2 protein-coding genes (1 of these 2 running past the window's edge) are annotated in these 12,647 nt (G+C 73.4%); both read right to left on the reverse strand.

The window, feature by feature from the left end; translation table 11 throughout:
* A protein-coding gene (locus CU044_RS06610) for a type I polyketide synthase (RefSeq protein WP_129767500.1) crosses the window boundary here: on the reverse strand, positions 1-11,344 show its beginning. Its footprint begins 17,291 nt before the window's first position; the window shows 11,344 of its 28,635 coding nt (coding positions 1-11,344); its start codon is at positions 11,342-11,344; the stop codon falls past the left edge of the window.
* A gap of 183 nt (positions 11,345-11,527) precedes the next feature.
* On the reverse strand, positions 11,528-12,559 hold the full coding sequence (locus tag CU044_RS06615) for a GDP-mannose 4,6-dehydratase (RefSeq protein ID WP_129767501.1): 1,032 nt from the start codon (positions 12,557-12,559) through the stop codon (positions 11,528-11,530).
* Between the last annotated feature and the right edge of the window lie 88 nt (positions 12,560-12,647).

Here is a 12,647-nt window from a genome sequence, read left to right on the forward strand (position 1 = left end):
GGACGACGCCGCCCGCGACGGGCACCGGCGGGAGCGCGGGACCGGTCTCCTCGGGCTCGTCGGCCACGGGCGCCTGTTCCAGCAGCGTATGGGCGTTGGTGCCGCTGATGCCGAACGACGAGACGGCGGCCCGGCGCGGGCGGCCCGTCTCGGGCCACTCGACGGTCTCGTGCAGCAGCCGCACGGTGCCGGAGGACCAGTCCACGTGCGAGGACGGGTTCTCGGCGTGCAGCGTCCTGGGCAGGACGCCGTGGCGCAGTGCCATCACCATCTTGATCACGCTCGCCACACCGGCGGCGGACTGGGTGTGCCCGATGTTGGACTTGACCGAGCCGAGCAGCAGGGAGCGCTCCGGGTCGCGGTCCCGGCCGTACGTCGCCAGCAGCGCCTGCGCCTCGATCGGGTCGCCGAGGGGCGTACCGGTTCCGTGCGCCTCCAGGGCGTCGATGTCGGAGGGGGCGAGGCGCGCGTTGGCCAGGGCCTGGCGCATCACCCGCTGCTGCGAGGGGCCGTTGGGGGCGGTGAGTCCGTTGGACGCGCCGTCCTGGTTGATCGCCGAGCCGCGGATCACCGCGAGGACCGGGTGCCCGTTGCGCTGTGCGTCGGAGAGCCGCTCGACCAGCAGGATGCCGACGCCCTCGGCGAGCGTCATGCCGTCCGCCTCGTCGGAGAACGCCTTGCAGCGGCCGTCCTGGGCGAGGGCCCGCTGCCGGCTGAACGCGACGAAGGGGGCGGGCGTGGTCATGATCGTGGCGCCGCCCGCGACGGCGAGCGTGGACTCGCCGTTGCGCAGCGACTGGCAGGCCAGGTGGAGCGCGACCAGCGAGGACGAGCAGGCCGTGTCGACGGTGACGGCGGGGCCTTCGAGCCCGAAGACGTACGAGATGCGTCCGGACAGGACGCTCGGGCTGCTGCCGGTGACCATGTGGCCCTCGGCGCCGTCGCCCGCGCCGAGTCCGTAGTCCTGGTAGCTGGAGCCGATGAAGGTACCGGTCAGACTGCCGCGCGCCTCGGCCGGGTTGATCCCGGCGCGCTCGAAGGTCTCCCAGGTGGTCTCCAGCAGCAGCCGCTGCTGGGGGTCCATCACCAGCGCCTCGCGCGGGGAGATGCCGAAGAACGTGGGGTCGAACGCGTCCGCCTCGTGCAGGAATCCGCCGAGTGTCGAGTAGGTCTTGCCCTGCCGGTCGGGGTCGGGGTCGAAGAGCCCCTGGGTGTCCCAGCCTCGGTTGACGGGGAATTCCGTCACCGCGTCCGCGCCGTTGGTGACCAGGTCCCAGAGCTGTTCCGGGGAGTCGGCGCCGCCGGGGAACCGGCAGCTCATACCGATGATGGCGAGGGGCTCGTCGTCGGCCGCGCCGGTGGCGACCGGGCCCGCCACCTCCAGGACGGAGCCGAGGATCTCGGCCCGCAGATACCGCGCCAGCTCCACCGGGGTCGGATAGTCGAAGACCATGGTGCTGGGCAGGGTGAGACCGGTGACGCCGGAGAGCCGCTTGCGCAGTTCGACGGCGGTCAGCGAGTCGAAGCCGATGTCGCGGAAGGCACGTCCTTCCGGGACGCCGTCGGCGGAGCTGTGGCCGAGGACCGCCGCGGCCTCGCTCCGTACGAGGTCGGAGAGGAGCCGGTCCTGCTCGGGCCCGTCCAGGGCGCGTACGCGCGTGACGAACTCGGAGGCGCTGCCCGAGCCTTCCTGTTCGGTGGCGGCGGCGAGCGCCCGTACCTCGGGCAGGCCGGTGAGCAGCGCGCTGGGGCGTACCGAGGTGAAGACCGGCGCGTAGCGGTCCCAGTCGACGTCGGCGACCGTGACGGTGATGTCCCGCTGGACGACGGCGCGGCGCAGTTCGGTCATGGCCGGGCCCGGCTCCAGGAAGCCGAGTCCCTGACGCTTCAGGGCGCCGGAGACCGCCTCGTCGGTGGCCATGCCCGCTTCGGCCCAGGGGCCCCAGGCGACGGAGGTGGCGGTCAGTCCCCGGGCGCGCCGGTGCTCGGCGAGGGCGTCGAGATAGGCGTTGGCGGCGCCGTAGGCGCTCTGGCCGCCGCTGCCCCAGACACCGGCGATGGAGCCGAAGAGGACGAAGAGGTCGAGTTCACGGTCCCCGAGCAGGGCGTCGAGATGGGCGGCGCCCGCCAGCTTCGCGGAGGTCAGCCCGGCGAACTCGGCGGGGGTCAGCTCGGCCAGCGGGCCGTACTGGCCGACGCCCGCGGTGTGTACGACGCCGGTCAGCGGCAGTTCGTCCGGGATGCCGGCGAGTACGGCGGCGAGCGCGTCGCGGTCGGCGGCGTCGCAGGCGACGATCTCGACGCGTGCGCCCAGTTCCTCCAGCTCGGCCCGGAGTTCGGCGGCGCCGGGGGCGTCCGGGCCGCGCCGGGAGGTGAGGACGAGGTTCTCGGCGCCGGAGCGGGCCAGCCAGCGGCCGACCTCGGCGCCGAGGCCACCGGTGCCGCCCGTGACCAGTACGGTGCCGCGGGCGGTGAACTCCTCCGCGGCGGGCAGCGCGTCGACGGTGTACCGGACGAGCCGGCGGCCGAAGACGCCTGAGGCGCGCAGCGCGACCTGGTCCTCCCCGTCGGGGGCGTCCTTCGTGGCGAGCACGCCCGCGAGCCGCTGCGCGGCCCGCTGGTCGAGTGTGCCGGGCAGGTCGATCAGCCCGCCCCAGAGCCGCGGGTGCTCCAGGGCCACGGTCCTGCCGAGGCCCCAGGCGGCGGCCTGGGCGGGGTGGGTGACCGGGTCGGCGGGGCCGGTGGACACGGCGCCCCGGGTGGCCGTCCACAGCCGTCCCCGTGATCCGGTGTCGTCGAGTGCCTGGACGAGCGCGAGCGTCAGGGTGAGGCCGTGGGTGAGCGGCGCGTGACCGTCGCTCGGGCGCTCGTCCAGCGGGAGCAGGGAGAGTACGTGGGCGGTGCTGTCGAAATCGTCGGTGGACGCGGTGGCTTGGAGCCGCGCGGCCAGCACATGCCGGTCGGCGCACGAGGGGTCGAGGACGAGGCGGCGTACCCGCGCGCCGTGGGCGCTGAGCGCGCCCGTCAGTCGCTCGGCGAGGTCGTGGCCGTCCTCGGCGGGGGCAGCGTCGGTGTCGGTGTCGCTCGTGACGAGCAGCCAGGTGCCGTCCAGGACCGGGGCGGCCGGCTTGCTGAGCCCGGTCCATTCGACGCGGTAGCGCAGCGAGTCCAGCAGGGTCTTCTCCCGCGTGCCGCGGCGCCAGGAGGTCAGCGCGGGCAGCAGGGAGCCGAGGGAGCCGTGTTCCTGTTCGCCCAGACCGAGGAGGGCGGCCAGCTCGTCGGCGTCGCCGCGCTCCACGGCGGCCCACAGCCGCTGGTCCCCCGGGTCGGTGCTCGCCGTGGCGGCGGCCGTGGGCAGCTCGGGCCAGTAGAACGTGTGCTGGAAGGCGTAGGTGGGCAGATCGACGCGACGGGCGCCGTCCGCGAAGTAGGCCGCCCAGTCGACCGCGACGCCCTGTACCTGGAGCCGGGCCAGCGCGGTGGTGACGGCCGTCTCCTCGCCGCGGTCGGCGCGGCAGAGCGGGACGAGTTCGGCGTCGTGGGTGTCGCCCAGGGTGTCCTGGACCATGGCGGAGAGCGGTGCGTCGGGGCCCAGTTCCACGAAGGTGGTCGTGCCGGCGTCGCGCAGGGTGCGCACGCAGTCGGCGAAGCGGACCGCGTCGCGGACGTGCGCGACCCAGTACTCCGCCGAGCACATCCGCTCGTCGGTGGCGAGAGCGCCGGTCAGGTTGGAGACCAGCGGGATCCGCGGCGCGTGGTAGGTGAGTCCTTCGGCGACGGTGCGGAACGCGTCGAGCATCCCGGCCATGCGCGGCGAGTGGAAGGCGTGGCTCACCCGCAGCCGCTTGGTCTTGCGCCCGCGCGCGTCGAACGCGGCGGCGATCTCCAGGACCGCGTCCTCGTCGCCGGAGACGACCACCGAGGCGGGCCCGTTGACCGCGGCGATCGAGACGGTGTCCTCGCGGCCGGCGAGCAGCGGGGCGACCTCGTCCTCGGCCGCCTGTACCGCGGCCATCGCGCCGCCGGCGGGCAGCGCCTGCATCAGCCGGCCGCGGGCCGCGACCAGCGCGCAGGCGTCCGCGAGCGACAGCACGCCCGCGACATGGGCCGCCGCGAGTTCACCGACCGAGTGGCCGGCCACGAAGTCCGGTGTGACGCCCCAGGACCGTACGAGACGGAACAGCGCGACCTCGAACGCGAACAGCGCGGGCTGGGTCCAGCCGGTCTCGTCCAGCAGCGCGGCCTCGGCGGTGCCTTCGCCGGCGAACAGCACCTCGCGCAGGGGCAGGTCGAGCAGCGGGTCCAGCTCGGCGAGCACCGCGTCGAGCGCCTCGGCGAACGCCGGGAACCGCTCGTACAGTTCGCGGCCCATGGCGGGCCGCTGGCTGCCCTGGCCGGTGAAGAGCAGGGCGGTCCTGCCCCGCCGTGCCGCCTCCCCCTCGATCAGTCCGGCGTCGGGGCGGTCGGTGGCCAGCGCGGTGAGGGACCGCAGCAGCGCGGTACGGTCCCCCGCGACCACGGCGGCGCGCTGCTCGAACCGGGTGCGGGTGGTGGCGAGCGAGAACGCCGCGTCCACCAGGTCGAGTCCGGGCCGCGCCTGTACGTAGGAGAGCAGCCGGGCGGCCTGGCCGCGCAGGGCGTCCCGGGTCCGGCCCGAGATCAGCCAGGGCACGGCGCCGGGCTCGCGGCGCGGGGCGGTGCGCGCGGGGACCGTGGTGCGCGGGGCCTGCTCGACGATGGTGTGGACGTTGGTGCCGCTGATACCGAACGAGGAGACGCCGGCCCGGCGCGGGCGTCCGGTCTCGGGCCAGGGGGTCTGCTCGGTGAGCAGCTCCACCGCGCCCTCGGACCAGTCCACATGCGAGGACGGGGCGTCGACGTGCAGCGTCTGCGGGAGCACTCCGTGCCGCATCGCCATGATCATCTTGATCACTCCGGCGACACCGGCCGCGGCCTGCGTGTGACCGATGTTCGACTTCACCGAGCCGAGCAGCAGCGGGCGATCCGGGTCGCGGTCCCGGCCGTACGCGGCGAGGAGTGCCTGCGCCTCGATCGGGTCGCCGAGCGTCGTGCCCGTACCGTGCGCCTCCACCACATCGACGTCGTCGGCCGCGAGTCCGCCACTGGCCAGTGCCTGACGGATCACGCGCTGCTGCGACGGGCCGTTGGGGGCGGTGAGTCCGTTCGACGCTCCGTCCTGGTTGACGGCCGAACCCCGGACCACGGCGAGGATCTCGTGTCCGTTGCGCCGGGCGTCGGACAGCCGCTCCAGGACCAGCATGCCGACGCCCTCGGACCACCCGACGCCGTCCGCCGAGTCGGAGAACGCCTTGCACCGCCCGTCCGGTGACAGGCCGCGCTGTCGGGCGAAGTCCACGAACACCGACGGGGTCGACATCACGGTCACGCCACCGGCCAGGGCCAGCGAGCATTCGCCGCTGCGCAGCGCCTGCATGGCCCAGTGCATCGCGACGAGCGACGACGAGCACGCCGTGTCCACCGTCACCGCCGGACCCTCCAGGCCCAGCGTGTACGACACCCGGCCGGAGGCCAGGCTCGCCGAGCTGCCGCCGCCCCGGAAGCCCTCGAACTCCGGGCCGGCCAGCACCGCGCCGTAGTCGCTGTACATCACCCCGGCGAACACCCCGGTCGCGCTGCCGCGCAGGGTCGTCGGGTCCATGCCCGCCCGCTCCACGGCCTCCCAGGAGGCTTCGAGCAGCAGCCGCTGCTGCGAGTCGGTGGCGAGCGCCTCGCGGGGGCTCATCCCGAAGAACGCCGGGTCGAACTCACCCGCCTCGTGCAGGAATCCGCCCGAGCGGGTGTACGCCGTACCGGCGTGGTCCGGGTCCGGGTGGTAGAGCGACTCGACGTCCCAGCCGCGGTTGGCGGGGAAGCCGGAGATGGCGTCCGCGCCCTCGGTGACCAGCCGCCACAGATCCTCCGGCGAGGCGACCCCGCCCGGATAGCGGCAGCTCATCCCGACGACCACGATCGGATCGTCGGCCACCGCGGCGGTCCGCGTGGCGGCCGGCCCGGCCACCGCCGCGTCGGAGCCCAGCAGTTCATCGAGGAGGTAGGCGGCCAGGGCGCGCACGGTCGGGTAGTCGAAGACCAGGGTGGCGGGCAGCCGCAGTCCGGTGACGGTGCTGAGCCGGTTGCGCAGTTCCACCGCCGTCAGCGAGTCGAAGCCCAGCTCACGGAAGGCGCGCCCGGCGTCGATGTCCGCGCCACCCGCGTGCCCCAGGACGAGGGCGACCTGTCCGCGTACGAGATCGAGCAGCAGCTCGGCACGCTCGGTCGCCTCCAGCCTGGTCAGCCGCTGGACGAGGCCGCCGGCCGTACCCGCCCCCGCGACGGACGACGCGCGGCGGACACGGGTGCGGATCAACGACCGCAGCAGCGGCGGTACGTCACCCTGGGCGCGGAGCACCGGCAGATCCAGGCGTACGGGTACGACGGCGGCCTCGCCGGTGGTCAGCGCCGCGTCGAACAGCGCCACGCCCTGCTCGACAGGGAGCGCGGGCACCCCGGAGCGTGCGTGCCGTTCCGCCTCGGCCTCCGCCAGGGAGCCCGTCATACCGCCGGTACGGTCCCAGGGGCCCCAGGCGAGGGACACGCCCGGCAGGCCCTCGGACCTGCGGCGCTCCATCAGCGCGTCCAGGAAGGCGTTCCCGGCCGCGTAGTTGCCCTGTCCCGCGCTGCCGATGACTCCGGCGACCGAGGAGAAGACCACGAAGGCGGCCAAGTCCTGACCGCGTGTCAGTTCGTGCAGGTTCCAGGCCGCGTCCGCCTTGGGACGCAGGACCGTGTCCAGCCGTTCCGGAGTGAGCGAACCGATCAGGCCGTCGTCCAGCACACCCGCCGTATGGATCACGGCGGAGACGGTGTGGCGGGCCAGCAGCCCGGCCAGCGCGTCGCGGTCGGCGGCGTCGCACGCCTCGACCGTGACCTCGGCGCCCAGCTCCGTCAGCTCGTCCGTCAGCGCTCCGGCGCCCTCGGCGTCCGGGCCGCGGCGGCTCACCAGCAGCAGCCGGCGCGCGCCGTGCTCCGCCACCAGATGCCGTGCCATGACCGCGCCCAGACCGCCCGTACCACCGGTGATCAGCACGCTGCCCTCGGTGTCCCAGACCGTCCCGGCCCCGATCTCGCCGAGCGCCCTGCGCACCAGCCGTCCGGTCCTGATCTCACCGTCCCGCACGATCAGTTGCGGCTCGTCCGTGTCCAGTGCCCCGAGCGGGAGCGCGACGGGCGCCGCCGGGTCCAGGTCGATCAGTCCGAAGCTGCCGGGGTTCTCCGACTGCGCGGAGCGCACCAGGCCCCACGCCGCGGCCGACGCCGTATCGGCGCCGCCCACCGCGCCGCGCGTCACGAACACCAGCCGTGATCCGGCGAACCGCTCCTCCGCGAGCCAGGCCCGCGCCGACGCCAGGACCTCGGCGGTCAGCGCGTGGGCGGAGCGCGCCGCGTCCGCGTCGGCCGTACCGCCGACCGTCACCAGTACGACCGCCGGCACCGGCTCCTCGCCCGCGGCCAGCGCCGCCAGATCCGGATGGACCCCGACCGTGTCCGCCAGGGCCTCGACCGCGGCGAGTCCGAACGTGTCGGGGCCCACCAGGGCAACGGATCCGGGGGCGTTCGCGCCCTGCCGTACGGGGACCCAGTCCAGGCCGAACAGCGCGTCGCGGGCGGCCGTGGCGGCGCCGCCCAGCTGCCGCTCCGCGACCGCGCGCAGCACCAGCGACTCGACGGAGACGACCGGTTCGCCCGAGGTGTCGGCGACGGCGATCGAGACCGCGTCCTCGGCGGCCGGGGAGAGCCGTACGCGCAGCGCGGAGGCACCGGTCGCGTGCAGCGACACGCCCTCCCACGAGAAGGGCAGCCCGCCGCGGCTGTCCGCGCCGAGTTCGACGAAGGACGCCGCGTGCAGCGCCGCGTCCAGCAGCGCGGGGTGCAGACCGAACGCGTCCGCGTCGGCCGCGCCGCCCTCGGGCAGCACGACCTCGGCGTACACGTCGTCGTCGCGCCGCCAGGCGGCCCGCAGGCCCTGGAAGACCGGACCGTAGGCGAAGCCGTCGTCGGCCAGCCGGTCGTAGACGCCCTCGACGGCGACGGGCTCGGCCCCGGCGGGGGGCCACACCGCGGCGTCGAACCCGGCGCCCCGCTCCCCGGCACGCTCGCCGACGGCCAGTGCGCCGGTGGCGTGCCGCGTCCAGGCCGTCTCGTCGCTTCCCTCGGGGCGCGAGTAGACGTTGACGGTGCGGCGGCCGGAGTCGTCGGGGTTGCCGATCCACAGCTGGACCTGGATACCGCCCCGCTCCGGGAGGATCAGCGGCGCGGCCAGGGTCAGTTCCTCGACCAGGTCGCAGCCGACCTCGTCGCCCGCGCGGAGGGCGAGTTCGAGGAAGGCGGTGCCGGGCAGCAGCGTGGTGCCGCGCACCGCGTGGTCGGCGAGCCAGGGGTGGGACTGGAGCGAGAGCCGGCCGGTGAGGAGCACGCCCTCGGAGTCGGCGAGGGACACGGCGGCGGAGAGCAGCGGGTGGTGGGCCGCGCCGAGCCCGGCGGCCCGCAGGTCGGCCGACTGGTTCTGGGCGCCTCCCCTGGGCCAGTACCTGCGGCGCTGGAAGGCGTAGGTCGGCAGGTCGTGACGGTGCGCGCCGGTGCCCGCGAAGTACTCCGCCCAGCGGACGGTGACACCGCGTACGTACAGTCCGGCCAGCGCGGTGGTGAGGGTGTCGGTCTCGGGGCGGCCGGCCCGCAGCGCGGGCAGCGCGGCGTGGCCCCCGGTGTCCGTCGCGTCGAGGCACTCCTCGGCCATCGCGGACAGGACGCTGTCGGGGCCGAGTTCGAGGAACGTGGTGACGCCGTGGCCGGCGAGCCAGCCGACGCCGTCGGCGAACCGTACGGCCCGGCGGACATGGTCCACCCAGTAGTCGGCGGAGGTGACCTGCGCGACCGTGGCGGGCTCACCGGTGAGGTTGGAGACGAACGGCAGCAGCGGGGCCTGGAGCGACAGGCCGGCCACCACGGCGCGGAACTCGTCGAGCATGGGTTCCATGAGCGGCGAGTGGAAGGCGTGCGAGACCGTCAGCCGCTTGGTCTTGCGCCCCTCGTCCGCCAGACGGGCGGCGATCGCGGTGACCGCGCTCTCCTCACCGGCGAGGACAAGCGCGGAGGGCCCGTTGACGGCGGCGACCGACACCGCGTCCTCGTGGCCGGCCAGCAACGGGGTGACCTCGTCCTCGGTGGCCTGTACGGCGATCATCGCGCCGCCCTCGGGCAGCGCCTGCATCAGCCGGCCGCGGGCGGCGACGAGGACGGCCGCGTCGGTCAGCGACAGCACTCCGGCGGCATGGGCGGCGGTGATCTCGCCGATCGAGTGGCCGGTCAGGTAGTCGGGCTTGACGCCCCAGGACTCGACCAGGCGGTACAGCGCGACCTCGACGGCGAACAGCGCGGGCTGCGCGTACTCGGTGCGGTGCAGCGCGTCGGGGTCGTCGCCCCAGAGCACGTCACGCAGCGGCCGGCCGAGCAGCGGGTCGAACGCGGCGAAGGCGGCGTCCAGCTCCCGGGCGAACACCGGGAATCTGGCGTGGAGTTCCCGGCCCGCGCCGAGACGCTGGGAGCCCTGGCCGGTGAAGAGGAACGCCAGCTTCCCATCGCCCTGGACGGCGCCCTGGACGGCTCCCCGCACCTGGCCGGCCGTCTCCTCGTCCCCGGCCAGCGCCGTCAGCGCGGTGAGCGCGCCGTCGCGGTCGGCGGCCATGAGCACGGCACGGTGCTCGAAACCGGCGCGAGTGGTGGCCAGTGAGTAGGCAGTGTCGAGTACGGTCGCGGCCGGGTCTGCCTCCAGCGCGGCCAGCAGTCCGGCGGCCTGGGCGCGCAGCGCCTCCCGGGTCCGTCCGGAGACCAGCAGCGGTACGGTGCCCGGCTCGACGCCGGCGCCGTCCGAGGGGGCGCCGGCAGCGTCGGCGTCACCTTCGGGACCGGGCGCGGCCGGGGCCTGCTCGATGATGGTGTGCGCGTTGGTGCCGCTGATACCGAACGAGGAGACGCCCGCGCGCCGGGGCGCGCCGGTCCCGGGCCAGGGGGCGTTCCGGTCGAGGATCCGGACCGCGCCACCCGACCAGTCGACATGGGACGAGGGCTCGTCGGCCAGCAGGGTCCGCGGCAGCACTCCATGGCGCATCGCCATGACCATCTTGATGACACCGGCGACACCGGCGGCGGCCTGGGTGTGGCTGATGTTCGATTTGACGGAGCCCAGCAGCAGCGGCCGGTTCTCGTCGCGGCCCTGGCCGTAGGTGGCGAGCAGGGCCTGGGCCTCGACCGGGTCACCGAGCGTGGTGCCGGTGCCGTGCGCCTCGACGGCGTCGATCTCGGCGGCGGAGAGCCGGGAGTTGATCAGGGCCTGCTGGATGACTTCCTGCTGGGAGGGGCCGTTGGGGGCCGTCAGTCCGTTCGACGCGCCGTCCTGGTTGACGGCGGTGCCGCGCACCACGGCGAGGATCTCGTGGCCGTTGCGGCGGGCGTCGGAGAGCCGTTCCAGGACGAGGATGCCGACGCCCTCGGCCCAGCCGGTGCCGTCGGCGGTGTCCCCGAAGGAGCGGCAGCGGCCGTCGGCGGAGAGGCCGCCCTGACGGCCCATCTCGATGAAGGTGCCGGGGCTCGACATGACGGTGACGCCGCCGGCCAGCGCGAGGGTGCACTCCCCGGTGCGCAGCGCCTGGGTGGCGAGATGGACGGCCACCAGCGAGGAGGAGCAGGCGGTGTCCACGGTGACCGCGGGGCCGACCGTGCCGAAGGTGTACGAGATGCGTCCGGACAGGACGCTGCCGGTGTTGCCGGTGAGCTGGAACCCCTCGGCACCGTCGGCGGGGCCGACCCGGTAGTCCTGGGCCATCGCGCCCATGAAGACCCCGGTCTGGCTGCCCTTGACCGAGGTCGGGTCGATGCCCGCGCGTTCGAACGCCTCCCAGGCGGACTCCAGCGCGACACGCTGCTGCGGGTCCATCGCCACGGCCTCGCGCGGCGAGATGCCGAAGAAGTCGGCGTCGAAGTCGGGGGCGTCGTGCAGGAATCCGCCGGACGAGGTGCTGGACGAGGCGAGCGCCTCGGCGTCCCAGCCACGGTCGGTGGGGAACGGCGTGATGCCGTTCTCACCGGCCTCGACCAGCCGCCAGAGGTCTTCCGGGCTGCTGACACCGCCGGGGTAGCGGCAGGTCATTCCGATGATGGCGATCGGCTCCTGGGCAGCCGTCTCCAGTTCATTGACCCGCTGCCGCGTCCGTCGGAGATCGGCGGTCGCAAGCTTGAGGTAGTCCCGGAGCTTCTGTTCGTTGTCCATCTCAACTCAACCCATCTCGACAGCCGACGGCCGAACATGAATCACGCGGGGCATCTCGCGTTCGCCGTGCAATGCGATAAAGAGAAAGCCACATGGCTTCGCAGCCGTTCCGCGGGAAGCCATGTGGCGAGTGTCGTACGGACCGCTACGGGAATTCCCTAGTCCTCCGCGGCCTTCGTTCCGCTACCAGTTGGAGGCCAGCAGAAGATCCCCGTATTCGTGTTCCCGGGAGACCTGATTCAGGTCGGCGTCGACCATCATGTGCATCAGTTCGGGGAAGTCGACGCTGGGCTTCCAGCCCAGCTTCGTACGGGCGTGCTCGCTGTCCGCGCAGAGGACCTCCACCTCGGCGGGGCGGACCAGCTCGGGGTCGATGACGACGTAGTCCTGCCAGTCCAGGCCCACGTGTTCGAAGGCGATGCGCACCGCGTCCCGTACCGAGTGCATGGTGCCGCTGCCCACCACGTAGTCGTCCGGCTCGTCGGGCTGGAGCATGAGGTGCATGGCGCGCACATAGTCGCCGGCGAAGCCCCAGTCACGTACCGCGTCGAGGTTTCCGAGGTGCAGCTTGTCCTGGAGTCCGAGCTTGATCCGGGCGACGGCGAGAGAGATCTTCCGGGTCACGAACTCCGAGCCGCGGCGCGGGGATTCGTGGTTGAAGAGCATCCCGGACACGGCGTACATCCCGAAGGACTCACGGTAGTTGCGGGTGATGAAGTGCCCGTACGCCTTGGCGGCGCCGTAGGGGCTGCGCGGGTGGAACAGCGTCGTCTCACGCTGCGGAGTCTCGGCGGCCTTGCCGAACATCTCCGAGGACGACGCCTGGTAGAAGCGGATCTGGCCGTCTCCCGCGGTGCGCGAGCTGTTCAGGCCGCTCACCATCCGGATGGCCTCCAGGACGCGGAGCACGCCCATGCCGTTGACCTCGGTGACGAGTTCGGCCTGCTGCCAGGACATCGGCACGAACGAGATCGCGCCGAGGTTGTACACCTCGTCCGGCTGCACGGTGTCGACGGCGGAGACCAGACTGCCCTGGTCCATCAGGTCGCCGTCCACGAACGAGAGTTCGGAGACGAGCCGGCTGACCCGGGACTTTCGCGGGTTGGCCTGTCCTCGGATCAATCCCCAAACCTGGTAGCCCTGTGACAGGAGATGCTCGGCCAGATAGGAACCGTCCTGCCCGGTAATTCCGGTGATCAGCGCACGCTTGGTCATACCAACCCCTTCTCGACCACGGAGAGACCGCCCAAACGCAGAGCTCGGTCGACGACCTTGCATCGAATACGCTTCTGTCCGGACGATA

It is taken from the genome of Streptomyces sp. L-9-10, assembly GCF_004151105.1.
Lineage (GTDB): Bacteria > Actinomycetota > Actinomycetes > Streptomycetales > Streptomycetaceae > Streptomyces.

Excerpts from the sequence above, each read along its gene's own strand:
- CU044_RS06615 (WP_129767501.1), bottom strand. The coding sequence starts at position 12,559 with ATGACCAAGCGTGCGCTGATCACCGGAATTACCGGGCAGGACGGTTCC.